Source organism: Novosphingobium sp. BL-A-41-Hi4A-0G (genome assembly GCF_055521735.1).
Genome location: NZ_CM145501.1, coordinates 2,086,008 through 2,111,972 on the forward strand (window position 1 = coordinate 2,086,008; position 25,965 = coordinate 2,111,972).

The 25,965-nt window shown below is 65.6% G+C and carries 24 protein-coding genes; 6 read left to right on the forward strand and 18 right to left on the reverse strand.

Going from position 1 to position 25,965, the window contains the following annotated elements; genetic code table 11:
* Positions 1-66: 66 nt before the first annotated feature.
* The 5 genes from ACZ1JX_RS10055 to ACZ1JX_RS10075 form a co-directional block, all read right to left on the reverse strand.
* The gene (locus ACZ1JX_RS10055; protein WP_465123414.1) at positions 67-4,260 is read right to left on the reverse strand and encodes a translocation/assembly module TamB domain-containing protein; all 4,194 of its coding nucleotides are present in this window, start codon (positions 4,258-4,260) and stop codon (positions 67-69) included.
* Positions 4,260-6,503, reverse strand: a complete 2,244-nt coding sequence (locus tag ACZ1JX_RS10060) for an autotransporter assembly complex protein TamA (protein ID WP_465123415.1) — start codon at positions 6,501-6,503, stop codon at positions 4,260-4,262. The genes ACZ1JX_RS10055 and ACZ1JX_RS10060 overlap by 1 nt, the downstream gene beginning before the upstream one ends.
* A complete protein-coding gene (locus ACZ1JX_RS10065; protein ID WP_465123416.1) occupies positions 6,463-7,329 on the reverse strand; it encodes an arginyltransferase in 867 nt (288 codons plus the stop codon). Before ACZ1JX_RS10065 ends, ACZ1JX_RS10060 begins: the two co-directional genes overlap by 41 nt.
* A 226-nt stretch (positions 7,330-7,555) precedes the next feature.
* On the reverse strand, positions 7,556-8,806 hold the full coding sequence (locus ACZ1JX_RS10070; RefSeq protein ID WP_465123417.1) for a threonine ammonia-lyase: 1,251 nt from the start codon (positions 8,804-8,806) through the stop codon (positions 7,556-7,558).
* Positions 8,807-8,843: 37 nt separating this feature from the next.
* Complete coding sequence (locus ACZ1JX_RS10075; RefSeq protein WP_465123418.1) at positions 8,844-9,230, reverse strand: VanZ family protein; 387 nt, start codon at positions 9,228-9,230, stop codon at positions 8,844-8,846.
* Between the two features lie 123 nt (positions 9,231-9,353).
* Between ACZ1JX_RS10075 and ACZ1JX_RS10080 the strand changes: the two genes are divergently transcribed.
* Together ACZ1JX_RS10080 and ACZ1JX_RS10085 are read left to right on the forward strand one after the other, a co-directional pair.
* A complete protein-coding gene (locus ACZ1JX_RS10080; RefSeq protein ID WP_465123419.1) occupies positions 9,354-10,274 on the forward strand; it encodes an NAD(P)-dependent oxidoreductase in 921 nt (306 codons plus the stop codon).
* Positions 10,271-11,959, forward strand: coding sequence for an amidohydrolase (locus ACZ1JX_RS10085; protein ID WP_465123420.1), 1,689 nt, complete (start codon positions 10,271-10,273; stop codon positions 11,957-11,959). Before ACZ1JX_RS10080 ends, ACZ1JX_RS10085 begins: the two co-directional genes overlap by 4 nt.
* A gap of 150 nt (positions 11,960-12,109) precedes the next feature.
* Here the strand turns inward: ACZ1JX_RS10085 and tatC are convergent, their stop codons facing one another.
* The 9 genes from tatC to ACZ1JX_RS10130 all read right to left on the reverse strand — a co-directional run bounded on the left by tatC (position 12,110) and on the right by ACZ1JX_RS10130 (position 19,622).
* A complete protein-coding gene (tatC, locus tag ACZ1JX_RS10090) occupies positions 12,110-12,922 on the reverse strand; it encodes a twin-arginine translocase subunit TatC (RefSeq protein WP_465123421.1) in 813 nt (270 codons plus the stop codon).
* Positions 12,919-13,317, reverse strand: a complete 399-nt coding sequence (tatB, locus tag ACZ1JX_RS10095; RefSeq protein ID WP_465123422.1) for a Sec-independent protein translocase protein TatB — start codon at positions 13,315-13,317, stop codon at positions 12,919-12,921. Before tatB ends, tatC begins: the two co-directional genes overlap by 4 nt.
* A 30-nt stretch (positions 13,318-13,347) precedes the next feature.
* Positions 13,348-13,587 (reverse strand): twin-arginine translocase TatA/TatE family subunit, encoded by a 240-nt coding sequence (locus tag ACZ1JX_RS10100; protein WP_465123423.1) that lies wholly within the window; start codon positions 13,585-13,587, stop codon positions 13,348-13,350.
* A 66-nt stretch (positions 13,588-13,653) separates the two neighbouring features.
* On the reverse strand, positions 13,654-14,265 hold the full coding sequence (gene scpB, locus ACZ1JX_RS10105) for an SMC-Scp complex subunit ScpB (protein ID WP_465123424.1): 612 nt from the start codon (positions 14,263-14,265) through the stop codon (positions 13,654-13,656).
* On the reverse strand, positions 14,262-15,059 hold the full coding sequence (locus ACZ1JX_RS10110) for a segregation and condensation protein A (RefSeq protein ID WP_465123425.1): 798 nt from the start codon (positions 15,057-15,059) through the stop codon (positions 14,262-14,264). Before ACZ1JX_RS10110 ends, scpB begins: the two co-directional genes overlap by 4 nt.
* Positions 15,059-16,075, reverse strand: a complete 1,017-nt coding sequence (gene nagZ / locus ACZ1JX_RS10115) for a beta-N-acetylhexosaminidase (RefSeq protein WP_465123426.1) — start codon at positions 16,073-16,075, stop codon at positions 15,059-15,061. The genes ACZ1JX_RS10110 and nagZ overlap by 1 nt, the downstream gene beginning before the upstream one ends.
* Positions 16,076-16,304: 229 nt before the next feature.
* Positions 16,305-17,057, reverse strand: coding sequence for an SPOR domain-containing protein (locus ACZ1JX_RS10120; RefSeq protein WP_465123427.1), 753 nt, complete (start codon positions 17,055-17,057; stop codon positions 16,305-16,307).
* A 22-nt stretch (positions 17,058-17,079) separates the two neighbouring features.
* Entirely contained in the window at positions 17,080-18,828 is a 1,749-nt protein-coding gene (gene argS, locus ACZ1JX_RS10125) for an arginine--tRNA ligase (RefSeq protein ID WP_465123428.1), read from the reverse strand.
* Positions 18,829-18,959: 131 nt separating this feature from the next.
* Entirely contained in the window at positions 18,960-19,622 is a 663-nt protein-coding gene (locus ACZ1JX_RS10130) for a hypothetical protein (RefSeq protein WP_465123429.1), read from the reverse strand.
* A gap of 124 nt (positions 19,623-19,746) precedes the next feature.
* On the opposite strand from ACZ1JX_RS10130, the gene ispH reads away from it, so the two are divergent.
* The 3 genes from ispH to rnhA are packed head-to-tail and all read left to right on the forward strand — an operon-like array spanning position 19,747 to position 22,127.
* Entirely contained in the window at positions 19,747-20,715 is a 969-nt protein-coding gene (ispH, locus tag ACZ1JX_RS10135) for a 4-hydroxy-3-methylbut-2-enyl diphosphate reductase (protein WP_465123430.1), read from the forward strand.
* A gap of 12 nt (positions 20,716-20,727) precedes the next feature.
* Positions 20,728-21,699 carry a homoserine kinase gene (gene thrB / locus ACZ1JX_RS10140; RefSeq protein WP_465123431.1) on the forward strand — a complete coding sequence of 324 codons (972 nt, stop codon included), beginning with the start codon at positions 20,728-20,730 and terminating at the stop codon, positions 21,697-21,699.
* Positions 21,696-22,127, forward strand: coding sequence for a ribonuclease HI (rnhA, locus tag ACZ1JX_RS10145; RefSeq protein ID WP_465123432.1), 432 nt, complete (start codon positions 21,696-21,698; stop codon positions 22,125-22,127). Before thrB ends, rnhA begins: the two co-directional genes overlap by 4 nt.
* Positions 22,128-22,328: 201 nt before the next feature.
* Here the strand turns inward: rnhA and ACZ1JX_RS10150 are convergent, their stop codons facing one another.
* The 4 genes from ACZ1JX_RS10150 to ACZ1JX_RS10165 all read right to left on the reverse strand — a co-directional run bounded on the left by ACZ1JX_RS10150 (position 22,329) and on the right by ACZ1JX_RS10165 (position 25,340).
* Positions 22,329-22,715 (reverse strand): hypothetical protein, encoded by a 387-nt coding sequence (locus ACZ1JX_RS10150; RefSeq protein WP_465123433.1) that lies wholly within the window; start codon positions 22,713-22,715, stop codon positions 22,329-22,331.
* Between the two features lie 315 nt (positions 22,716-23,030).
* Entirely contained in the window at positions 23,031-23,213 is a 183-nt protein-coding gene (locus tag ACZ1JX_RS10155) for a YegP family protein (protein ID WP_465123434.1), read from the reverse strand.
* Between the two features lie 37 nt (positions 23,214-23,250).
* Entirely contained in the window at positions 23,251-24,354 is a 1,104-nt protein-coding gene (locus tag ACZ1JX_RS10160) for an NAD(P)/FAD-dependent oxidoreductase (RefSeq protein ID WP_465123435.1), read from the reverse strand.
* On the reverse strand, positions 24,351-25,340 hold the full coding sequence (locus ACZ1JX_RS10165) for an alpha/beta hydrolase (protein ID WP_465123436.1): 990 nt from the start codon (positions 25,338-25,340) through the stop codon (positions 24,351-24,353). Before ACZ1JX_RS10165 ends, ACZ1JX_RS10160 begins: the two co-directional genes overlap by 4 nt.
* Positions 25,341-25,422: 82 nt before the next feature.
* On the opposite strand from ACZ1JX_RS10165, the gene ACZ1JX_RS10170 reads away from it, so the two are divergent.
* Entirely contained in the window at positions 25,423-25,911 is a 489-nt protein-coding gene (locus ACZ1JX_RS10170; RefSeq protein WP_465123437.1) for an A24 family peptidase, read from the forward strand.
* Positions 25,912-25,965 lie beyond the last annotated feature (54 nt).

The window sequence follows — 25,965 nt, forward strand, 5'->3', positions numbered from 1 at the left end:
TGTCGCAGACACGGCCACATGGCTCGGAAGAGAGATACTACGCTTCTGCGCCCAGCCTGAACGTCCTTAATAGTCCTTGCTGACCTTGAGGTTGAGGCTTTCATCGCCAATCGTCGACATCGTGCCGAGCAGCGCCAGCCAGCGCGTGATCCGGAACTCCACCGATGTCGCATTATAGCCAGCGCCATCGGTCACCAGTTCGACAAAGAACCGCCGCCCGATGTACTTGCCCACCGCGATGCTCGTGCCCGAACCCACCGTAGGATCGGCGCCGACGATGCGCAGCCGGTCAAGCCCGATCGCCGCACGCAGCTTGTTGATCGGATCGAGCCCGCCACCGCCGCGCAAGGATGCCAGCGCGGCGGCAAGCTGCACAGCTTCCGGCGCGGAAATCTGGGTGATCGAACTGCCGAACAGGATGCGGCTGAGCAGCTCTTCTTCGGGCAGCGCGGGTGTCGACGAGAACGCAATGTTCGGTTTCGTGCCGGTGCCTGTGATCGTGATCTTGGCGCTGATGTTGTTGGCATCGCCCTCAGCCACGATGTCCAGCTGCGGATCGACCGGCACTTCGCCGGCAAAACGGATGCGCCCGCGCGTCAGTTCAAACCGTTTGCCCGCAAACTCATAGCCGCCGCGCACAAGGTCTGCCGTACCGAAGATCTGCGGCGCTGCCGTCGATCCGCGCAGGCGAATGTCCGCGCCCCATTCGCTGTCGAGCCCCAGCCCGCGCACGTCGATCCGGTTCGCGCCCGCCGCGTCGATCAGGAAACGCCAAGGCACCGCTGCAACCTTGGGCGGCGCGGCATCGGCAGGGGCGTTCACTTCGCGCGTGGCGATGACCGGCAGGTCCTGCACCGCATTGGCCCGGCCCAGTGCCCAGCGCGCCCGCTCGATCCGCACACGACCGGCGATGGTCCCGCCGACCCCTGTGCTGAGGATACGCAAAGGCCCGGTCACCGTCGCAGCCATGTCGTCGCGGTTCACCAGTTGCGCGTTCTGCGCCGAAAGCCGCAGGTCGATGGAGGGGCCGTGCTCGGAAAGCTCGGCCAGCCCGATCGTTCCGCTGCCGCTTACCCGCCCGCCATTTGCCGTCGTGCCGCTGAAGCGCGCAAGCTGCAGCGTCGAATCGGTAAAAGTGCCCGCCAGCTGCACCTGCCCGATGTCGGTACCGGTCAGCGTGCTCTGAACCCGCAACCCCTTCGACGCGACTGCGCCCTGCAGCACCGGTGCGGAAATCGTGCCCGAAATGTCAGCGCGCACGCCGACCGGCCCGGTCAGGTCGAACACCTCCACGCCGGTCAATCGCCACAGCGCATCGGCAGGCCCGGAGTAGCGCAACTGCCCGGCAAGCCGTCCTCCCTCCAGCCGGTCCATGAACCCGCCACCTCGCGGCAAGCCGCTGACGAGGGCCTGGAAGCGCCCGCGAATGTCGTTGCCCTCGCGGATCACCGTGCGCATCTGCAGCGCTTCGGGATCGAGCCGCGCCACCAGCGCGACGTCCACCGGGCGCGAAGTCAGCACGAGGCCGGAGCGCGACAGTCCCTTCACCATCAGTGCGGCGTTGCCGGAAGGCGCACCCTTGCCGTCGTTGTTGTACTCGACGATCCCCGAGGCAATGCCGCCAAGGCCTAGATCGGCCACGACAATATCGACCACCGAGAGCGGCATCCGCGACAGCAGCAGCCGCAGCTGCGTCGGCCCGCCCAGGACGTGGCCCTCGGCTATCAGGATGCCGCGACCAAAGCCGATCTGCGTCGGAGACAGCCGCCACCCCTCATTCTCACGCGTCAGGACCGCACGGCGAGGCATCGAGACCTGCCGCCCCGCATAATCGCCCGAAACATACGCCACGATCTGGTCTGGCGAAAACGCTGCCGTTCCCTGCAGCGCAAAGCGCGTGCCCCTGCGGCCCGAGACGGCCGCCGTGACCGAGCCGCTACCGTCCTGCAGATAGGCGGCCGCCGAGAGCTTGCCGATGAACACCTTGCCCATGCCGATGCCCTCGGCCAGCAGCGTGCCCTCGATGGTCGAATGCCCGTCCTTGATCAGGCCGGTGGCATCCACCTTGGCGTTGCCGATGGAGAGCGGTCGCGCGCCCCCGAAACGGGCGTTGCGCGCGGTCACCTTGGCGTCGAAGCCCTGCCCGCCCTCACGCGGTGCAAGGCTGACCGTTCCGTCGAGCCCTCCGCCTGCCAGCGCGATCTGCCCGGCCACGCCATCCTTGCCCAGCGTCACCCCGCCGGTCACGTCGGTCTGCCACACGCGGAACTGCTGGATATCGACCCGCGTCGCCGCGCCGGGCGGCATGAACAGACCCAGCGTGCCGTTGAACGGCCCCAGCGTGGAATCGCCCTTCGTCTCGATGCGGAAGCCCTCCGCGATCGGCGACAGCACCACGCGCACGTCCTTCAGCCCTGCCGCCGGAAGCGGACTGGCGAAGACCAGCACGGCATTCGGCCCCTCGGCCGTCATCGCAGCTTCCACCGTGAACGGACCGTAATCGGTGTGCCGCCCGCTGCCCGTCAGCGATGCCGCCCCACCGGGCAGGACCTTGCCGTCGAGCGCCATCTGCAGCTTGGCCGAATTGATCGTCGCCTTGCGGAAGGTCACCGGCACCCGCTCGCCCAGCGCCAGCCCTCCGGCAAAACGCACGCCGCCCCCAGTCAGGGTCTGCAGCGTTGCGTTGTCGATCCGTGTCATCCGCCCGGCAAGGTTCGCCTGCAGCGTCCACGGCACGCCCTTGCCGATCTTGAACAGGATCTTGGCCGTGCCATCCACCGCGCCAAGGTTCTGCACGGCAAAGCCGTGCGCCACCACCGGCCCCGCCAGCGCATAGCCGCCGCGCGCCATGTCGCCCCGTAGTGCCAGCCGCGCACCGAGGCCCTTCATTGCCAGCGAGAGATTGTCAGACGTCAGCCTGCTGCCCTCGAACACCAGATCGCCACCAATCCGCGCGCCCGGAAAGCGCGGGTCGATCATCGCATTGCCCGTCACCACCCGCTGCGCGGTCACCGCCAGCGGCAGGACAAAGCGTTTGCCGTCCCACGTCGCCGTGCCGGTGGAGTGCAGCCCCTGCGCATCCAGCGTGCCCAGCTTCAGCCGTTGCACGCGCACTTCGTGTTCAATCGAAAGGTCGGAGAACGCGCCATCCAGCGTCGCATCAATCGCCACGCCCGACAGCTCCGGTGCCGAAATCAGCGCCTGAGGCTTGAGCACCAGAGCCCGGACCTTCAGCTCTTCCGCCTCGTTCTGCGCCAGATCGAGCTTGCCCTTGGCCGAAACCTTGAACGCATCGCCCGCCGTGCGCAGTGCGCCGTCGAAAGCATTGCCCGCAAACGTGCCGTCATAAAGCACCGAAAGCGCCGACCCCACCGCCTGCGCCGCCGTGCCCTTCACCAGCCCGCCCGGCCAGGCCTGTCCGGCCAGCCGATAGTTGCCCGACTGGTTGCCCAACTGAAACGCCGCCAGCCGCTTGCCGCCCATCGTCGCATAGGCAAGGCCATCCCAGCGCGACCATCCGCCCTTGCCGAACACGTCGGCGCGAATGTCGCCCTCGGCGCCTGCCATCTTGGCGATCATGCCATCCTTCGGGGAATTATAGGCCAGGCGCAGGTCGAACTTGTCGCGGTCAGGCTCGCTGTCGAGCCGGAACAGTACCCGGTCCCCGGCGATCCTGCCTGCCACGTCGACAATCGCGTGGCCCCCGCGAATGTCAGCCTTGGCCAGCACGTCCACCCGCCGTTTCTGCCCGGCCATCGCCTCGGACACGGTCAGGTTGTCGATCACCAGCTTGTCGATGCGAATGTCGAAGTCGGGCAGGATAGGCGCGTTCTTGTCTTCGCTCGGCCGCAGGCGTGGCGCACGGCGCAGCACGCCGCGATGCAGCGCTAGCAGCCGTACGTCCAGCCCGGTCTTGAGCCACGCCAGCGGCCGCCAATCCAGCTCCGCCTCGGGCACGGTCAGGAACACACCTTCCGGATCGCTCACCCGGATGTCACGCAGCTTGGCCGCGCCATAGATCGACCCGTCGATCCGCCCGATCTCGATCCTGAGGCCAGATCCCGGCGTGATCGCCGCAATCCGGTCCGCCACGAGCCTGTGCCCAAGCGAGGAATCGAGCACCACCAGCGCCGCCAGCAAAAGCGCCAGCCCCGCCACCGTCAGGATTGCCAACCGCTGCGCAAACCCGCGCACGAACCGCGCGCGGCGCGAGCGCACAGGCCTTGTCGGCTCGGCAGCGGGGGCGACTTCGTCCGCCATCAGAACGCTTGCCCCAGCGCCACATAGACCCCGATCCGGCTGTCCCCCTTCGAGGGATTGAGCGGCGTGCCAAGGTCGATGCGGATCGGCCCGAAGTTCGTCTGATAGCGCAGGCCGATGCCCGCCCCGAACTTGATGTCGCGCAGGCGCGGCGTCGTCGTCGTATCGACGGCACCGGCATCAACGAACGGCACAAGGCTCACTGCCCCGCCCATCAGCCCGGTCTTGACGCGCGCCTCGAGCGAGAACTCGCTCAGCGCCCGGCCGCCACTCGGCTCGCCCGCCGTGTCGCGAGGGCCGATCAGCTGGAAGCCATAGCCGCGCACCGATCCGCCGCCACCGGCATAGAACCGGCGCGATGGCGCGATATTGGTGATGTCGGTGCCGACAATCGTGCCGAACCGCACGCGCCCGGCCACGACCAGCTTCTCGCCCATCGGCTGGTAGTAGCTGGCATCGAACTGCGCCTTGCCATAGCTCGACCGCACGCCGTTGAGCACCGACACCTCGGGCGAAACGCGCAGGCCCACGCGGAAGCCGCGCGTCGGATCGAGCAGGTTGTCGCTGCCGTCATAGGCCGCACGCATCGGCAGGGCGCCGATGAAGTAGGTCTTGCGCCGCTCGTTGGCGAGGATAGCGGCCGCATCGCGTTCGCCCGTCGCCAGCACCTCGACGCCGGCCGAGAAAACCCATGGCTTCTGGAACAGCAGCGTCGTCTGCCGCTCAAGCCCCGCCGTGAACGAGATCGTCCGCGCCTCGAACGCACTGCTCTTCTGGTTTCGCCCATAGAGATCGGCATTGAGCACGAGGTCACGCGTCAGGAAGTTGTTGCGGCGGAAGGTCACCCCCGCCAGCTGCTCTTGCGTACCGGCCACCGCGCGCACGCGCACCATGCCTTCGGGCGGGAAGAAATTGCGGTGCTCCCAACTTGCTTCCACGCGGAAACCTTCGCCGCTCGAATAACCGACCAGCCCCGCAATCGTGCGCAAGGGCGCAGGCGTCAGCTTCACGTCGACATCGACCGTCCCCGGCTGCCCCGCCGCCGGACTCGTGACCTCACGCGCCTCGACCGTGACCGAGGACACCAGCCCTGTCGCCAGGATCGCCTGACGCAGATCATCCACTTCCGACCGCTTGAACCGCTCACCCGGATCGAACCGCGCAATCCGCTGCAGGTGCCGCGAACTCAGGAACGTCTCGCGCGAGGAATTGATCTTGCCGAAGGCATAGACCCCGCCCGGCGTCACCGGCACGGTAAGGTCGCCTTCGCGCCGCTCATGGTCGATCAGCAGATCGGGATCGCCCAGCTTGGCAAAGGCATAGCCAGTCTCGCCCAGCGCCGTCTGCAGCGAAAGCCGCTCGGCCACGATCCGGTCCGAATTGATCGCATCGCCGGTGTTGAGCTTGAATGCGCCGCGCAAGACCTCGTAATCCGCGCCCGTCGCCGCAAGATCGCCCAGCGCAATCTTGCCGACATGATACTGCGGCCCCGGCTGCACGTCATAGCGCACGACGACCTTCTCGACGTCAACCGGACCCGCCGCCTCGCCCTCGGCGCGCTCACCCAGCCCGTCAAGCGTCTGGTAAACCTGTGCGTCATAGTAACCATAAACCCGCAGCACCTGCTGCAAGGTCTCGCGGTCGGTCCGCGCGCGGCGGACGATCTGGGCAAGGTTGTCCTCGTCGTCATCGAACGACTTGAGGCTGGAAAGTCCGGCAAAGCGGCTGACGATCTGGTCTTCCTCGGCAATCGCCTCCTTGCCGCTCGGAAACGCCACTTCGACCTGCTTGCCCACCCGCGAAACGTCGGCATCGGCGAGCCGGACGCTGGCAGGAGCATCGGTATCCTGCTGCCCGGGGAGAGCCTCAACCGCAGCGTCAGTGCTTTGCTCTGCCACGTCGATATCGGGATCGGGCGAGAGCGGCTCGATCGCGGGAAGCTCGCTGCCATCAGGCCAGGCTATCGTCATGCCGGGAATGTCAGGCATGGCTGTGTCGGCTTCGATCTCCTCGATCACCGTCGAAGGCGGCGCGCCGGTCCGCGCGGCATCAGTATCCTGCGCCCAGGTGTCGGGGTCTTGCACCGCCGCATCCGGGATCAGCACCTCCAGCTCCTGATCGGCCTGCATCGACTGTGCAAAGGCATGGCCGCCCGGCAACGCCAGGGCCATCAGCGCGGCCAGAACGCGAACCAGCGGCCGCTCAGCTGTGGGCGTAGCGCTCCTGCGCGCCGTGAACGCCATCCTTGAGCCCGCCTTCAATGGCAGGACGTCCGTCGTCTCCGCCATGGGCACGCCGCGCGGAAACAGCCCGCTCGATGGCGACAGCCTGTGCAGCAGGTTCGAACCGTTCCCAGCCATCGCGGCCCAGTTTCTCCATCGGCCGGAAGCGCACCTTGTACTGCATGCGCTCCGATCCTTCGACCCAGTAGCCGAGATAGACGTAAGGCAGCCCGACGCGGGCCGCATGCTGGATATGGTCGAGGATGATGAAAGTGCCAAGCCCGGACCGCGTCTCGTGTTGTGGATCGTAGAAACTGTAGATCATCGAGAGACCATCGCCCTGCTCGTCGGTCAGACAGGCCCCAACCAGTCTGCCCTGCGAGCCGTCGGTGGTCGGCTCCCTGTATTCGATCACGTAACTCTTGACCGGGGTGTGTTCCACCATGTCCGCGAAATCCATCTCGTCCATGGCTGCCATCCCCCCGCCCGGGTGACGCACGGCAAGATAACGCTGCAACAGCTCGAACTGTTCCGGCGTGGACCACGGTTTGCAGACACTTGCCACGAGATCGCTGTTGCGCTTCCAGATGCGCTTCTGCGTCGATGAAGGCTGGAACTCCTGCGTGACGACCCGAACCGATATGCACGCCGAGCAATCGATGCAGCTCGGCCGGTAGGCAACGGTCTGGCTGCGACGGAATCCGATCCGGCTCAGCGCATCGTTCAGTTCGTCGGCATTGGCACCCTTCAGCTCGGTGAAAACCTTCCTCTCGTTCCGACCCGGCAGGTACGGGCACGGCGCGGGGCTGGTGACGAAGAAGCGCGGAAAGCGGACGGGCGCGGTCACGGCGTTGATGATGCTCCTCAGGCCGGACTATCCGGTCTGTCAGCAACAAACATGCATCACTGCGGCGAATCCTAAAAGCCTGTTAACTACGTTCCGGTGCACAAATTGGCACCAGATCGTGCCCGAAACGGCGATTTGCCCGCGCCATTCGTCCGCGTCCGGTTCCGGGACACAGTCTGCTCCGAACCTTAACACCCGTTCGGATCGAATCGGATCAGCCCAGAGTTCAGCCGAGTTCGACCTGTTCGAGGTCGTATCCCTTGGCCCGCAGCCCTGCGACGAGACGGTCGATCTGCTCGCGGTCACGCGCCTCGCACTCGATCTCCGCCGTAAGCCCCTTGGCCGGGAGCGAGGTAAAGATGCGCTGGTGCCAGACCTCGAGGATATTGACCTGGTGGCGATTGAACTCCTCGACCACCTTGAACAGCGCGCCGGGCCGATCCTGCAGCGTGATGCGCAAGCGCCCAAGGCGTCCCGAGCGGGCAAGATCGCGCAGCAGCACATTGGCAAGCAGACGCGTGTCGATGTTGCCGCCGCACAGCACGATGCCGACCTTGCGTCCGGCAAAGCGCTTCTTGTGCGTCATCACCGCGGCAAGCCCTGCCGCGCCTGCACCTTCGACTACGGTCTTCTCGATCTGCAGAAGCAGCGCCACTGCGCTTTCGAGCGCCGCCTCACTGACCAGCACGATGTCGTCGACGATCTGCGCCAGAACTTTCGAGGTGAATTCGCCCGGCTCCTTAACCGCAATGCCTTCGGCCAGCGTATCGCCACCGCAGGGCAGTTCGAGATGCTTGAGCTTTGCATACATCGAAGGGAACAGCTGCGCCTGCACGCCGATCAATCCGATACCCGGCTTGATCCCGCGCGCCGCTGTGCCCATCCCCGAAAGCAGCCCGCCGCCGCCGATAGGCACGACGAGCGTCTCGATCTCAGGCGCATCTTCGAGCATTTCCAGCGCAACCGTGCCCTGCCCTGCCGCCACGCGCGGATCGTCGAACGGGTGGACGAAGGTCAGCCCCAGTTCGCCCTCAAGCTTGCGCGCATGGGCATAGGCTTCGTCAAAGGTCTCGCCTTCGAGCACCACCTTGCCGCCGACCGACTCGGTCTGCATCACCTTCACCGTCGGCGTGGTCTTCGGCATGACGATGGTTACCGGCATGCCTAGTCGCGTGCCGTGATAGCTCAGCCCTTGCGCATGGTTGCCGGCCGATGCCGCGATCACGCCCCGCGCACGCTGTTCATCGGTCAGTTGCAGCAAGGCATTGAGCGCGCCGCGCTCCTTGTAGGCGGCGGTAAACTGCAGGTTCTCGAACTTCAGCCAGATATCCGCGCCGGTAATCCGGCTCAGCGTCTTGCTGTAAAGCGTGGGCGTGCGCACCACCTGGCCCGAAATTCGCTCTGCCGCCGCACGAACATCGGCGAGGGTCAGCAGGGACGTTCCCTGGGTTTCGGGCTTGAGCGCTACGTTTTCCATGGCCGCGCCCTAACGGAAAGCGGCCCCCAAGAAAACCTCAAGCTTTTACGGAATCGGCCTCACCCGCCACCAGCCAGCGGAAACCGAGCACGGGGACCATGGCTGCCATGATCGCCGCGCTGTCAGCCACCCAGTCGCGCCAGTCCGAATCGCGATGGAGAAACGGGATCAGCTGCACCACCTCGATGCCCGCGCCGATCAGCGACAGACACAGTGCAGCGCGCAGCAGCGCAGCGCGTGGCCAGCCAATCCCGGCGAGCACGGTCAGCGTAAAGAACGCCAGCATATGCGCGAACTTGTCGCCCAGATCGTCGATCGGCAGTGTCGGCGGCTTGGGCAGCACGGCCATGACCAGCGCAAAGGCCAGCGCTGGCCAGAAGGCTGTGCGCGCAACTTTTGAAACCAGATCGGAAAAGCGTTCCATGGTCGGCGCTTATGGTATCGCACAAGCAGGCTGGCAAGCACCGGAAGGGTTACGCCACAATAGCGCCCACACAGGCGCGCAGGACCACTGGCACTGAAGCGAAAACGGGATATGAATGCCTGCATGAGCGAACAGACATCAGCAGCAGCCGAACCGGCAAACGTTTCCTTCCTGGGTCTTGGCGTGATGGGGGGCGCGATGGCGCGCCACCTCGGCAAGGCCGGACACCACCTCACGATCTACAACCGCACGACGGCGCGCGCCGAGGCTTGGGTAACCGCCAACCCCGGCCTTGCCACCCGCATCGCCACAAGCCCTGCCGAAGCGGCAGAGGGCGCGGACGTGGTGATCACCTGCGTCGGCAATGACGATGACCTTGCCGATGTCGTGCTCAGCCCCAATGGCGCCTTCTCCACGCTCAGGCGCGGCGCACTCTATATCGATCACACCACCGTCTCGGCGCGCATCGCCCGCCAGATCGCGGTCGAGGGACGCGACAAGGAACTGCTCTGCGTCGACGCCCCGGTCACCGGCGGCCAGTCCGGCGCGGAAGCGGGCACGCTGGCGATCATGTGCGGCGGCAGCGCCAAGGCAGTCGATGCCGCACGCCCCATCCTCGCCGCCTATGCCAAGCGCGTGGTCCACGTCGGCAAGTCCGGCGCAGGGCAGACCGTCAAGATGGCCAACCAGATGTGCATCGCAGGCGCCCTGGCAGGCCTGTCCGAAGCCATCCGCTTCGCGCAGATCGCCCATCTCGATATGGACAAGGTGTTCGAAGCCATCTCGGGCGGCGCCGCCCAGTCATGGCAGATGGACAACCGCTTCCATACCATGGCCAAGGACGAATTCGACTTCGGCTTCGCGGTGGACTGGATGCGCAAGGACTTGGGCCTTGCCATGGACGAAGCGCGCAATCTCGGCGCCAGCGTCCCCGTCACCGCTCTCGTCGACCAGTTCTACGTCGACGTGCAGGCCATGGGCTATGGCCGCGAAGACACCTCGGCCCTGATCCGCCGCCTGCCGCGCCGGACAAAGAAGGCATGAAGCGCGCCGCTTTTGCCGCGCTGCTCCTCGCCACCACCTCTGCTGCCCATGCCGATACCCTGATCGACAACGTCCGTGGGCAGACCATCGGCGTGAACGGTCAGGTCGAAGCCTTCACCGGCCTGCTGTTCGACAATGCTGGCACGATCAAGCGGGTGATCCACGCAGGGGACAAGAAGCCAAAGCCGCGCAAGGAATACCAGTACCACCTCGACGGGCAGGGCCGCGTCATGCTGCCGGGCATGATCGACGCCCACGTCCATGTCATGGACATCGGCTTTGCAGCCCTCAGCCTCGACCTGTCGGACACCACCTCGCTTGCCGATGCACTCAATCGCATCGCAAAGTTCAGCGCGGAACACCCGGATCGGCCATGGATCATCGGGCGGGGCTGGAATCAGGAACTGTGGAAGCTCGGCCGCTTCCCCACCGCCGCCGAACTCGATGCCGTCACCGGCGCGCGCCCCGTCTGGCTCCAGCGCGTCGACGGCCACGCCGGATGGGCCAACAGCGCCGCGCTCAAGGCCGCAGGCGTCACCGCTGCTAGCAAGGACCCCGCAGGCGGCAGCATAGACCGCGCGCCCGACGGCTCCCCGCAAGGCGTCCTCGTCGACGCCGCGATGGAACTGATCGACTCGAAAGTCCCCGCCCCCCGCGCAGAAGACCGCGACCTCGCCCTCGCCAATGCCCAGCAGATCCTGTTCAAGCGCGGCGTCACCGCCGTGGCGGACATGGGCACCGGCATCGAGGACTGGCAAGCCTACCGCCGCGCGGGCGACGCAAACAGGCTCTACGTCCGCATCATGGCCTATGCCCGCGGCATAGATCAGATGACCCTGATCGGCGGCCCCGGCCCCTCGCCCTGGCTCTATCAGGACCGCCTGCGCCTCAACGGCGTGAAGCTCTACCTCGACGGCGCGCTCGGCTCGCGCGGCGCATGGCTCAAGGCGCCCTATGCCGATGCGCCTGCCACGCGCGGCCTGCCCCAACTGAACCAGACCCAGCTCGGCAACCTGATGAGCCGCGCGGCGATGGACAACTTCCAGGTCGCCATCCACGCCATCGGCGATCAGGCGAACGCCACCGTCATCGGCGCGATCACCGACCTGTCGGAAACCTACAAGGGCGACCGCCGCTGGCGCATCGAACATGCCCAGATCGTCGATCCCAAGGACATCGCCCGCTTCGCCAAGAGCGGCGCCATCGCCTCGATGCAACCCGTCCACCAGACCTCCGACCGCCTGATGGCCGAAGCCCGCCTCGGGCCGGATCGCCTTGCGGGCGCCTATGCGTGGAAGTCGCTCAAGACCGCAGGCGTGCGCCTCGCCTTCGGCTCCGACGCCCCGGTCGAACTCGCCGACCCATGGGCAGGCCTGTCTGCAGCGGTCAGCCGCCAGGGGCCGGACGACCAGCCCCCCGGCGGCTGGCAAACGCAGGAACGCGTCAGTCCCGCCGAAGCGCTTGCCGCCTATACCGCCGATGCCGCCTACGCAGGCTTTGCCGAAGGCCGCTTCGGCCGCCTCGCGCCGGGCCTGCGTGCCGATTTCGTACTGGTCGATACCGATCCGCTCACCGCAAATCCTGCACAGATCCGCGCGACCAAAGTGCTGGAAACGTGGATTGGCGGGGGCAAGGTCTGGTCAGCCGAAAATGGAGCGGAAACCGGAACGACCTCAACGCGTTAGGGTGCCGACGCGGAAGGCTTAGGGGGGCGTTCTTTCCGATGCTGCCCGATGGCTGCGTCGCGGAACCCGCCCTCTCACCCAAGGTTTCGCCGGTCCTTCGGGGCTCTGTTAGCCAAGTACCGAAACGGGGGCTGCGGCCCCCGTTTCACCTTACGGCAGCAGCGGCGGTCGCTCGCCCTCTACCAGCATTTCCGCCTCTTCCTCCGCCCGGCGCTTGGCGTCGGCGCGTTCGGTAAAGCGCATCAGGATCAGCGTACCCTCGAACAGGAACAGCAGCGGAATCGCCAGCATCAGCTGCGAGACCACGTCAGGCGGCGTCGCCACAGTCGCCACGGCAAAGATCACCACGATGGCATAGCGCCGCGCCTTGACCAGCTGGTCGCGGCTGACGATCCCCGCACGGTTCAGCAGCATCAGCAGCACCGGCAGCAGGAAGCTGATCCCGAACGCCAGGATGAACTGCATGACGAGGCTGAGGTAATCCCCCGTCCCCGGCAGAGCCTCCAGCTGCAACCCGCCCTTGTTGCCCTCGAACCCGAGGAACCATTTGAACGCGGTCGGCATCACGATGAAGTAGGCAAGGCTCGCCCCTGCCGTGAACAGCACCGGAGTGGCGAACAGGAACGGCAGGAAAGCCTTCTTCTCGCGCGCATAGAGTCCCGGCGCGATGAAGGCCCAGAGCTGGTTGGCGATCACCGGAAAGCTCACGAAAAACGCCGCGAACATCGAAACCTTCAGCTCCACGAAGAACGCTTCATAGAGTTTGGTGTAGATCAGCTTGCCCTGCCCCGGCGGAAAGGCGTGAACCAGCGGCCGCGCGAGCAGCGCAAAGATGTCATCGGCAAAGTAGAAGCTGATCGCGAACGCAACCACCAGCGCATAGACGCAGCGCAGCAGCCGCGTGCGCAGTTCCAGCAGGTGGTCGAGCAGCGGAGCCTGCGTCTCGTCGATGTCCGAGATCATGGCAGCGGCGCTTCCGGTTTCATAACTTTCTCTTCCGGCGGCATCGGACCGATCATGACCGGATCAGCCGGCGCATCCGAAGGAAGCGGGTTGGGGAACGGATCGTTCTGGTCTTCCGCTGCAGCCACGGTCTGCCCCTGCGCAGCCGCCGCTTCCTGCGCTGCAGTCTCGCGCATGATCCGCTCGTTCTGCTCCTTCCACTTGCGCTCCATCTCCTCCATCTCCGCCTCGCGGATCATGGTCTCGATGCCAGCCTTGAAGTGGTTGGAAACGCGCCGCATTTTCGCCACCCACCGCCCTGCGGTGCGCAGCGCCATGGGCAAGTCCTTCGGGCCGATCACTACGATCGCCACGATGACCAGCACCAGAAGTTCGGACGCGCCGATATCGAACACGGCTATGCCGCCTTGCTGTCGGGGAGAGGCTTACTGGGCCTGATCGGTCGAAGTCGGCTGCGGTGCAGGCTGCGCAGGCGGCGGGACCTGCTGCTGCTGGATCTGCGCAGGCGGCACGATCGGCTTGTTGTCCTCGTCGGTCATGCCCTGCTTGAAGCTTTTGATGCCCTTGCCGAAATCGCCCATCATCTCGGAAATGCGACCACGGCCAAACAGGATCAGCACGACCAGCGCGAGCACGATCAGGTGCGGAAGGGAAAGACCACCCATTATACCAACTCCTTTGCGAGCCCTAAGATAGGGATCGCGCGCCCCACTTGCCAGTTCTTCTAAACGTCAGTCGTCGTTGTCTTCGCCTGACGGATCATTCGCCCCCGTGTCCCCATCATCGCCCCCCGTCAAGACGGCAAACGCCTCTTCGACCGGATCGAGCAGGCCCGCAGCGCGTAATTCCTCGATTCCGGGCAGATCACGGCGCGAAGCCAAGCCAAAATGCGTGAGAAACTCAGGCGTTGTTGCATAGATCGTCGGGCGTCCCGGCACCTCGCGCCGCCCGGCAATGCGAATCCAGCCCGCCTCCATCAGCACGTCGAGCGTGCCCTTGGCCGTCTGCACCCCGCGAATCGCCTCGATCTCGGCCCGGCTGACCGGCTCGTGATAGGCAATGATCGCCAGCGCCTCGGTCGCCGCCCGCGAAAGGCGGCGCGGCTCTTCCTTCTCGCGCCGCAGCAGGTGCGCAAGATCCGCAGCAGTCTGGAAATGCCAGCGCCCGCCACGCTCCACCAGATTGATCCCGCGCTCGGCGTACAACCCGGCCAGCCTCTCCAGCACCGGACCAACACTTGCGCCCTCGAGATGCGCCGATATCTCAAGCTCGGTCATCGGCTGCTCGGACGCAAACAGCGTCGCCTCCACCGCCCGTTCCAGGTCGTCAGGCCGCTCGCTCATACCCGCGCGGCCCTGAGCATCAGCGGCCCGAAAGCCACGTCCTGCGCGATTTCCGCCTTGCCCTGCTTGGCCAGTTCCAGCGCCGCCAGAAAGCTCGACGCCAGTGCCGACTTGCGCAGGAGCGGATCGCCATCAAGCGGCAGAAACGCGCGCAGATCGGTCCAGTCCATCGCCACGCCCAGCATCTTGGAAACCCGCGCCAGCGCCGCATCCAGCGTCATCACCGCGCGTTCGCGCACCATGTGCACCACCGGCCGGTTGCGGTGCTTGATCGCGCCATAGGCCTGGATCAGCGAGAAAACGTCGCACTTCCACAGCGCCTTGCGATCCACCCGCAGGCCCTCGGGATTCCCCCGCACAAACACATCGCGTCCCACCCGGTCGCGCCCCATCAGCCGCCCGCCCGCCTCGCGCATCGCGCCCAGCCGCTGCAGCCGCAACTGCAGCTTCAGCGCAAGCTCTTCGGGGCTTGGCTGCACTTCTGGATCGCGCGGCAACAGCAGCAGCGACTTGAGGTAGGCAAGCCAAGCCGCCATCACCAGATAGTCCGCCGCCAGCTCCAGCTTCAGCGCCTTGGCCCGCTCGATATAGTCAAGATACTGCCCGACCAGTTCGAGGATCGAGATGGTCCGCAGGTCCACCTTCTGCCGCCGCGCCAGTTCCAGCAGCAGGTCGAGCGGCCCTTCCCAGCCATCCAGCTCAAGGTAGAGCGCAGCATCGCCGGTCTGCGCCGTGGCAATGCCTTCCCAGGCCTCGTCGCCGTCAAACAGGACAGGTTCGACGGTATCGGCCATCAGGCAAGTTCCAGCAACTGGTCACGCGTGGCCATCAGCGCGGCCTGCGCGGAAAGATCGGCAGGCCCGTCAAACGCCGCCGTCCCCGCCAGCGCCCGCTCCAGCCGTTCGGCGGTCTTCGCGCTCATGGCGGTCAGCCCTTCGGCAATGCCCACCATGTCGTCCATCTTGGCCCAGCAATTGAGCGCAATGTCGCACCCCGCCGCCTGTGCCCGCACCGCGCGCTCGGGCACCGTCCCGCCCAAGGCCTGCATGTCGAGATCGTCGGTCAGCAGCAGCCCGTCAAAGCCGATGGCCTTGCGGATCACCTCGCCGATCACGAAGGCCGATAACGTCGCCGGATTTTCGGCGTCCCACGCAGTGAACCGCAGATGCCCGGTCATCGCGATGGGCGCGTCCTTCAATGCGCGGAACGGCGCAAGGTCCAACTCCAGCTCCTCGGCGCTGGCGGTGACGACCGGCGTCTCCTTGTGGCTGTCCACCATCGACCGCCCGTGCCCCGGCATGTGCTTGACCACGCCCGCAACGCCTGCCCGCGCCAGCCCGTCCAGCGTCGCCCGCCCTAACGCTGCCACACGCATCGGCTCGGAGCCCAGGGCGCGGTCCCCGATCACGTCATGCGCACCCGGTTGCCGTACGTCGAGCAACGGCAGGCAATCGACGCTGATCCCGGCCTCGGCCAGATCGAGCCCCAGCGCATGGCCATTGGCCCGCGCCGCCTCGATCGCGCTGGCGGGGGCAACATCATAAAGTCGGTCGAACCGCTCGCCCGGGGGATAGGCCGCCCAGACAGGGGGCTTCATCCGCGCAACGCGCCCGCCTTCCTGATCGATGCAGATGAACGTCCGGTCCCGCCCGTGCAGCGCGCGCAGCTCATCGGTCAGCGCCCGCACCTGCGCGCGGCTCTCCACGTTGCGCCCAAACAGGATATATCCCGCCGGGTCCGCATCACGGAAGAACGCGCGCTCGTCATCGGTCAGGGTCAGGCCCGAAAGCCCGAAAATCGCAGGCAACATGGGTGATGGGTTCGCCAAATGGCACGGGTTTGGCAAGGGCGCTGGCGGTGAAGATCGGGGAAAACGGGCCCCTCCGTCATTCGCTGGCGCGAATGCCACCTCCCCGTTTGTCCTTCGGAAAAACAGGGAGGATCTGAATGTCGATCGATCCTCCCCATTTTTACGAAGTGCAAAAGGGGAGGTGGCAGCCCGAAGGGCTGACGGAGGGGTTCAACCTCCAAGGTTCAAATCAGCGCTTCACCTGGCACTTCAGCCCACCAGCCTGCAACTTCTGGCAAAGCGCACTGGCCGAGGACAGGTCACCCGCCACCGCCTGCAGGCGATAGACCGTGCCGATGTCAGCCTTGCCCTCGACCACGCGGTGCGACAGGCCCTTGAGTGCCTCGTGGTTGGCAACCAGCTTCTGCCAGCCAGCCTCTGCCGCAGCGTTGGACGAGAAAGCGCCAACCTGCACACCAACCCCGCCCGCAGCAGGCGCTGGCTTGGGCGTTGCCGCAGCAGCCGAAGCGCTCGCACTGGGCTTGGCCGCAGGCGAAGGCGCAACCGCAGGCGTCGGCGAGGCCGAATCTGCAAGGTTCGCCACCGGCTTTTCGCCATCACTGACCTTGAAGCTCGAATCGCCGGTGCCGGCAAACGTCTTGCCGCCGGGGTCCTTGGGCGTGACCTTGTAAGGCTCCTTGCTCGCCTCGATCAGGCTGCCATCGGCGTTGGCGGGGCCAGAGGTGCGGTTGCTGGCGTACCAGATGCCGCCGATCAGCGCGGCGAGCACGATCAGGCCCATCACCGCAAAGCCGATCAGCCGCCCGTTGCCGCTGTCCTCTTCCTCACCATCGATGTCGTCGGCGCTTTCGAGCCATGGCAGACGCTCTTCATCGCCCAGCGCAAGGCGTTCACCAGTTGTCGGCTCGCCAAGTTCGGCAGAGACGTCAAACGGTTTGCCCGGCTGCTGGCCCCAGCGGTCTTCGTCATTGTCCCCGTTCATTGCCTGCCCCGCTCGCGTAACGTCAAAGTTCCTGCGCTGCCTCAACGCCTAGCAGCGCGAGACCGTTGCGAATTACCTGCCCGATTTGTTGGGCGAGGAAAAGGCGGGCTGCGGTCATTGCGGAGTCTTGTGCCACAATGAAGCGCTTCTCGGGCCGGTCGTTCCCCAGATTGTAGTAGGAGTGGAACGCCGAGGCGAGGTCATGCAGGAAGAACGCGATGCGGTGCGGCTCGCGCGCCACGGCAGCGGCTTCCACGGTGCGCGGGAACTGCGCCGCCAGCTTCACCAGCGCCAGCTCTTCCTCGCCCAGCAGCGACAGGTTTTCCCCTGACGGAGCAAAGCCTTCGTCGGCACCCTTGCGAATGTTCCTGCAGATGCGCGCGTGGGCGTACTGCACGTAGAACACCGGGTTGTCCTTGCTGGCTTCCACCACCTTGGCAAAGTCGAAGTCCATCTGCGCATCGGGCTTGCGGGTCAGCATGGTGAAACGCACCACGTCCTTGCCGACTTCGTCCACCATGTCGGAAAGCGTCACGAAGTTGCCGGAACGCTTGGACATTTTGACGGGTTCGCCATCGCGCAGCAGCTGCACCATCTGCACCAGCTTGACCTCGAACGGCTTGGGCGCGCCGCCATCCGCGCTGGTCAGCGCAGCCACCGCCGCCTTGATCCGCTTGACGGTGCCGGCATGGTCCGCACCCCAGATATCGACCAGCGCATCGGCAGACTGCGCCTTCTGGAAGTGGTAGGCGAGGTCAGCGCCGAAATAGGTCCACGCCCCGTTGGACTTCTTGATCGGACGGTCCTGATCGTCGCCGAACTTGGTGGAACGGAACAGCGGCAGCTCCACCGGCTCCCAATCCTCGAGCGTCTTGCCCTTGGGCGCTTCGAGCTGGCCGTCATAGACAAGATCATGATCGCGCAACCACTTTTCGGCGGCATCGACCTTGCCTGAAGCCTGAAGCTCCGCTTCGGACGAGAAAAGATCGTGATGAATGCCGAGCGTGGCAAGATCGGCGCGGATCATGTCCATCATCGCTGCCACCGCGCGGGTGCGGAACAGGATCAGCCAGTCGGCCTCAGGCGCGCCGACGTACTTGTCACCGAACTCCGCCGCCAGCGCCTTGCCCACCGGCACGAGGTAATCGCCCGGATACAAACCTTCAGGAATTTCAATGCTTTCGCCCAGCGCCTCGCGATAGCGCATGTGCACCGAGCGGGCGAGCACATCGACCTGCGCACCGGCATCGTTGACGTAGTATTCCTTGATGACCTTGTGCCCGGTGTAGGCGAGCAGGTCCGCCAGCGCATCGCCGACAACCGCGCCACGGCAATGGCCCATGTGCATCGGCCCGGTCGGATTTGCCGAGACATATTCGACGTTTACGACCTTGCCGCCGCCCATCGCCGAACGCCCATAGTCAGCCCCCGTCGAAGCGATCAGCGCCAGCTCCCCGCGCCAGGCATCCTCGGTCAGCCGCAGGTTGATGAACCCCGGCCCGGCGATTTCCGCCGAGATTACACGAGGTTCCTTCTCAAGCTCGGCCACCAGCAACGCCGCCAGCGCACGCGGATTGGTGCCCGCAGGCTTGGCAAGGACCATCGCAGCGTTGGTCGAAAGATCGCCATGCGAAACATCGCGCGGCGGCTCGCAGGTCACCGCCGATCGGTTCAGACCGGCAGGCAGCGAGCCTGCGGTTTCGAGCGCGGTGAGCGCGGTGTCGATTACCGATGCGAAGTCGGCGTGGAGGTTGATCCGGGCGTCTGTCATGGGCGGGCGGTTAGCCCAATCCCGGGCAAAGCGAAAGGGCATGCGTTTGCCTGCCCTTTACCCCCGCGAGTTGCCGCCGTGCCCCGGAGAGTTGGGGGGGAGTTGCCCCTCTGCCCCCAAGAGTTGGAGAATTACTTGCGGACGTTGAATTGCAGCTGGTCGTTGGTCAGCTGGAAGCCCACGAGGAGTTCGAAGTTCGCCTTGGCAAGTGCTGCCTTCACGTCGGGCTGCGACAGCGGATCGGTGGCCGCGTCCTCATCACCCGCACGACGCTTGCGCGAGATGCGCTTGACGATGTCCTGCGGCAGCGAAGCTTCGGCCTTGTCGACGAAAGCGGCGGCCTGACCCTTGGCGGTCGCGCGATCCTGCCCGTCGGCGAAATCGATCACGACCTTGCCGATGCGCTTGGCCACGACGGCGTTACCGCCGCGCACCACGGTGGAGAAGTAGGGCAGCTCAACCCGGCGCGCGCCCCGCTTGTCCGCCCGGCGAGCCAGAACGTCGAACGTGGCGACAGAGTGCAGCTTGTCGCCATCGGCGCACTGAGCGCGCAAATTGGTGATCACCGCCTCGACGTCGATCGCGGCCGAATCGGTGCGGTCGGGCGAGGAGAACAGGGTCACGTCGCCGGTGTAGTCAGGAATGCCGACCCGCGGACACGGATCACGCAGCGCGGTGACGCCCACTGCATCGTCGACGACCAGTTCGCCCTTCTTGCCGCCGCAACCGACCAGCGCGAGAGCCGCGACGAGCGGCAGGCCCATGATTGCGATACGGCGGGCGTTTACATTCATGGACACTCAATCCTCGATACTTGCAGCGTGACGCCAGCCATAGTCTGACATTTTGGCCACCTCTACCCACCGCAACCGCTTTCGGCAATGGCGGCGGGCCGCGCTTGCTGCTAAGTGGCGCAGGATGAACGCCAGCTTGCCAGATGTCGCTGCCCAAACGGCTCCCTTACGCCTGCTTATAGCCGCGCCGCGCGGGTTCTGCGCCGGAGTGGACCGCGCGATCGAGATCGTCGATCGCGCGCTGCAGCGCTTTGGCGCACCGGTCTATGTCCGGCACGAGATCGTGCACAACCGCTTCGTCGTCGATGGCCTCAAGGCCAAGGGCGCGATCTTCGTGGAAGAGCTGGACCAGGTGCCCGATGGCGCACCGGTTGTCTTCTCCGCCCACGGCGTGCCCAAGGTGGTGCCGCAGGATGCCACCGCGCGCGGGCTCGACTGGCTGGATGCCACCTGCCCGCTGGTCTCCAAGGTCCACCGGCAGGCCGAACGGCAGGTCGAGGCCGGGCGGCACATCCTGTTCGTCGGCCACAAGGGACACCCCGAAGTGATCGGCACGATGGGCCAGGTGCCCGAAGGCACGATCACGCTGGTCGAGACGGTCGAGGACGTGGCGAAGCTGCCATTCGGCACGGACAAGCCGCTGGCATTCCTGACGCAGACCACGCTTTCGGTGGACGACACGGCCGAGATCGTCGCGGCCCTGCGCGCCAAGTTCCCGCAGATCACCGGTCCCAAGGCCGAGGACATCTGCTACGCAACCTCCAACCGGCAGGAAGCAGTCAAGGCGATTGCCGCCGAGTGCGACCTGCTGCTGGTGATCGGCGCGCCGAACAGCTCCAACTCGCTGCGACTGGTTGAAGTCGCCGAGCGCATGGGCACGCGCTCGCGCCTGATCCAGCGCGCGAACGAGATCGACCCCGAATGGCTCGACGGCGTGAACACGCTGGGCCTCACAGCCGGGGCCTCCGCGCCCGAAGTGCTGGTACGCGAGGTCGTGGCAAAGATCGGCGAGTTGCGGCCCGTTACGGAAGAAACGGTGACCACCGCCGAGGAAAAGATGGTCTTCAAGCTGCCGCGCCAGCTGCTCGACTAAGGCGCAAACAACATGGCGGTCTATACCCAGATCGGCGCAGAAGAGATGGCCGCGCTTGTCAATGAATTCGACGTGGGCGAGCTGGTCTCGGCCAAGGGCATCGCCGAGGGTGTGTCCAATTCCAACTGGCTGCTGGAGACGACCGGCAGGGACGGCAGCGGCGCACGCTTCATCTTGACGATGTACGAATTCCGCATCAAGCTGGACGACCTGCCCTACTTCCTCTCGCTGCTCGATCACCTCGCCGCCAAAGGCTGCCCGGTGCCACGCACGATCCATGACCGCGATGGTGCGCTGTTCCGCCGCCGTGGCGAAAAGGCGCTGGCGCTGATCGAGTTCCTCCCGGGCGTTTCGGTGAGCGAGCCGACCGTTGGACAGGCGCGCGCGGTGGGCGCGGCGCTGGCGCAGATGCACGCTGCCTCGGCGGATTTTGCAGGCTCGCGCGCAAACGGCATGGGTCTCGCCGAATGGCAGCGGCTGTTCGACGAGTGCGGGCCTAAGGGCCTCGCCTCAATCGATCCGGAGCTGGCGGGGCTTGTGGCAGAACACATGCCCAGGATCGCCGCTGGATGGCCACAGGACCTGCCCCGCGCGGTGATCCACGCCGATCTGTTCCCCGACAACGTGCTGATGCTGGGTGACAAGGTCAACGGGCTGATCGACTTCTACTTCGCCTGCAACGACCTGATGGCCTACGACGTGGCGGTGACCCACGCGGCGTGGTGCTTCGATGCCACAGGACGCAATTTCAACGCGGACCTTTCTCAGGCGCTGCTTGAAGGCTACGAATCCGTGCGGCCCCTGCTGCCGCAAGAGCGCGCCGCCCTGCCCCTGCTGGCGCAGGGCGCGGCGATGCGCTTCACCTCAAGCCGCGCCTATGACTGGCTGAACACGCCCGCCGACGCGCTGGTGGTGCGCAAGGACCCGATGGCCTTCGCCCGTCGCCTGCAGTTCTACGCCGCCAATCCTCAGGTCTTCGCGTGAAGCACGTCGAAATCTTCACCGACGGCGCGTGCAAGGGCAATCCCGGCAAGGGCGGCTGGGGCGCGCTGCTGCGCATGGGCGAGCACGAGAAGGAAATGGCCGGCTCCGAAAAGGAGACGACCAACAACCGCATGGAACTGATGGCCGCGATCAAGGCGTTGGAGGCGCTCAAGCAGCCCTGCCGCGTGACGCTCCACACCGACAGCAAGTACGTGCTCGACGGCATCACCAAGTGGATCTTCGGCTGGCAGAAAAAGGGCTGGAAGACCGCCGACAACAAGCCGGTCAAGAACGAAGACCTGTGGCGCGCGCTGGTCGACGCTGTCCGCCCGCACAAGATCGAATGGGTCTGGGTCAAGGGCCACGACGGCCATCCCGAGAACGAGCGCGTGGACAAGCTGGCGAGCGACGCGGCGGTGGCGGCCTGAGGGGGTTGGTGGGCGGTTTTCGCCCGTTTGCACCGTCGTCCCGGACCTGATCCGGGACCCCGCTGCCTGTTTTCCCTTCAGATGTGGCGCGGAACCCCAAGAAAAGCGGGGCCCCGGATCAAGTCCGGGGCGACGGCGGGTTTTGGGGTTTGGCATTTGGTGCGCGAGTGGCTGGTTTGAGGTGGAGAGCGGTCGTAATGGTCAATCGTAATAACCCGGCGCAAAACGCATGACGGCTTGAACGACGCCATGTGATCCTGAGCCCGTCCAAATGGCTATGCCAAGCGCTTTTGATGTTGCAGCGCTGCCCTCATCGTCCAGGCTATTGTCGAAACGCTTGAGCAGCTGTTTTGCTTGCTGAATCGTCAACGAGGTCAGGTCTGTTCCTGCTATGGATGGGTTTGCCGGGGCAGCAAGTTCAAGACCTTCAAGTCCATCTGCATCGTCGAAGTATGCGAAGACGCCGAGGGTTGGCCAAAAATACCCCTCTTGATCTGCTTGTGTGCGACAAAAGGGTGTCGGTTCACCGCCAAAAAAGCGCTTCACCTGATCTCGATGGAGACCGAACGGTAAGTTTGCGAGCGCCAACTTGGGGTCGAGAGGAAGATTCATATAGGCAGATGATGTCGTGCAAAAGCGATGACAGCAATGGGGTCTTATCGGAACGGCACCTTCTGGGCATTTCCCCCGGTTATCGGCCCTGATCCCGCCCTGCGTTTGCCAGGGCCGAGCTTTTCCTTACGTCGGCATCATTCGAAAGGCCTGAAGGACAATAGCCCTCTCCCCTTGAGGGGAGAGGGTTGGGAGAGGGGAGCGCACTCCGCCCGGGCCCCTCTCAACAGCGGCTAGGCAGACAAGCTGCCAAGCCTTCGTATCTCTCCCCTCAAGGGGAGAGAGCACGCATCAATCAACCGTCGTATCCACCACGTCCGCATCCGGGCCATTCTTCTTGATCGATTCAATCGCGTTCTTCGCGCTGGCCTTGCTCGAGTAGCCTTCGGTCCAGAAGATGGTTTCGCTGTTGTGGCAGAAGTAGGCGACGAACTCGCCGGCCTTGTTCTTGCGGATCTCGAAACGGTGCGCCATGGCGACTCTCCCAGTCGTTAAACCGGGTTAACCAGTATCACGGGAAACGCGCAGGGGAATAGGCGCTTGGGTCGATTTCGGCGGTGAGGCCATCGCGGGGCAGGCCGAGCAGAAGTTGCGCGCCCAGCCTCGCGGCGGCGGGGGCGGTCTGGATGCCGAATCCGCCCTGCCCGGCGAACCAGAACAGCCCCTCTACCGCAGCATCGAAGCCATAGACCGGCAAGCGGTCTGGCGAGAAGGAGCGCAGGCCTGCCCAGCGGCGTTCGAGCGCGGCGATCTTCCAGTCCACCACGTGTTCGAAGCGGTCGATGGCGATGGCGACATCAATTTCCTCGGGCGCGGCGTCGCCTGCGACATCGGGAATTTCGTCATGCGGGGAGAGCCAGAGGCGGCCGCCCTGCGGCTTGAAGTAGAAGTCCTCGTTGATGCCCAGCGTCAACGGCAGGTCGTCAGCTGGCGCAGGATCGGTGCGCAGCTGGACGATGGTGCGGCGTAAAGGTGCGATGCCGAGCGGGCGGGCGCCAGCGAGGGTGGCGAGGCCATCGGCCCAGGCTCCGGCGGCGTTGGCGACGATGGGCGCGCGGGCTTCTCCGCCGGCCCATGACAGCCGCCACATGCCGCCTTCGCGCTCCAGGTGCTCGACGCGGGCGCGGACGCGCAGAACGGTGCCGGTGCGCCTGGAGGCGGCGAGGTAGTGCTGGTGCAGGCCCGCCACGTCGATATCGGCGCAACCCGGCTCCCACGCGCCGACCACCCATTCGGGCTTGAGGCCCTGCACCCGCGCTTCCAGTGCGGTGCGGTCCTGCATGTGGATCGTCGCGCCCAGTGCGGTGAACTTCTCGACGAAGGCCTCGACCTTGTCGCGGTCCTTCGCCTGCCCGAGATTGAGCGCACCGCGAGGGGACAGGTAGCCGCCCTCGCGCAAGTAACGCCCAGATGCCATGGTCAGCGGGAAGACGCCGGGGCCGCCGTAGGTCTCTTCCCAGAACGCGGCGGAGCGGCCGGTGGTGTGGTAGCCGGGGGTGTCCTCGGCCTCGACCAGCAGCACGCGCGCGTGGGGGGCGCACTCGGCGGCAAGGCTTGCGCCTGCCATCCCTGCGCCGATGATTGCAACGTCGAAGTCCTGGGTGCCCTGATTCACGCCCTCGCCTCTGCCGGTGGCGGAGCCAGCCGGTCAAGGAAATCATCGATGGTGGCAAGCACCTTGTCGCGCACCGGATCGGCCTCGCGCAGCAGCTCGTGACGCGCCTCGCGGCCCCAGCTGACGAGTTGTGCGCGCGGCAGGCGGCGGGCGGTGCGCTCGATCGCCTTCCACGAGACGAGGCCGTCATGGCGCGCGGCGAGCAGAAGCACAGGCACATCGACCGACTCGAGCAGTCCCGGCGCTTCGAGCGCGATCATCGAGGCATAGCCGCGCTCCACCCAGCGCCACGATCCGGGGCCCATGCCGAGGTAGGGGCGCTTGGCCTTCCACTGCGTCTCGTCGTCATAGCGGTCATGATCGTGAGTGAGCAGGGTGTTGCGTGCGGCGGCGGTTGCGCCGGGCTTCTCGCTGATCTTCCAGGCAGGGCGCGCAGGATCGCCGACTCGGCACATCGCTTGCGCCACCTTGAGCAGCAACCGATTCGGACCCGGTGTGAGAAACCCGAGCATCGGAGCGCTCAGCACCACGGCGACAGGGTTAATGCGCTTTTCCGCAACAGCACGTAACACGAGGTGTCCGCCCATTGAGTGCCCGACGATAACGTGGGGTGCAGGCGTGCTTGCGACCCACTCGGCCCAGAACGCGGATAGGTCATCGAGCCACAGGGAGAAGTCCTCGACATGGCCGATATCGGGCTGGGCAGAGAGCCTGCCGGACCCTGCCTGCCCACGCCAGTCGAGCGCGGTTACGCGCCAACCTTCGCAGTGCCAGTAATCCAGCGATTCCAGATACTTCTCGTAGAAATCGCCCCGTCCCGGAAGGAACAGGATGGAGCCGCGCGGAGGCTCTGTGCCAGCGGGATCGGCGAGCCCTGCCCAGTCGATCCGGCGGATGGGGTGAGCGTCACTTGCGGCCCATGTGCTTTCGACTGCATCGTCCGGAATCGCCCTGCGATCGATCCGCCTGATCGTTCCGAAATCCATGCCTGCGACGCCTCCACCGACGCATTTGCGCGCCAAGGTTTGGTTACCGTTTGGTAAGTGATTGTCCCGTATGCCCCGAAACATGCAGGGGAACATCATCGTTTACGGACTGGTCGGGGCATTGGCAATCGCGCTGCTGGTTGCTGCCTTCACCGATATCCGCCGCCGCCAGATCGACAACTGGCTGAACGCCGCGATTGCGCTGGGGGCTCCGGCCTACTGGTGGGCAGCGGGGCTTTCGCTCTGGCCCGACGTGGCGATGCAGGTGGGCGTTGCCCTCCTCGCCTTTGTCGCTCTGGCAGGACTTTTCGCGCTCAAGCTGATGGGCGGGGGCGACGTGAAGCTGCTCGCCGCGCTGGCGCTGTGGGTGCCGCCGCTGGGCTTCGTCAAGCTGCTGGTGATCATGTCGCTGCTGGGTGGACTGCTGACCATCGTGGTCGCAGCCTGGCACTACACCGTGACGCGCAGGCGCGATGCGAAGATCCCCTACGGCGTGGCGATTGCCAGCTCGGCGCTCATCACTCTGGCCCCGACACTCGAGGCCGGATGGCGCTCCGTTACGGGTGCATGAACGCAATATCACAAATTTTAACCAATTTGCCCGACAGATGCGGGCCTGACTTCA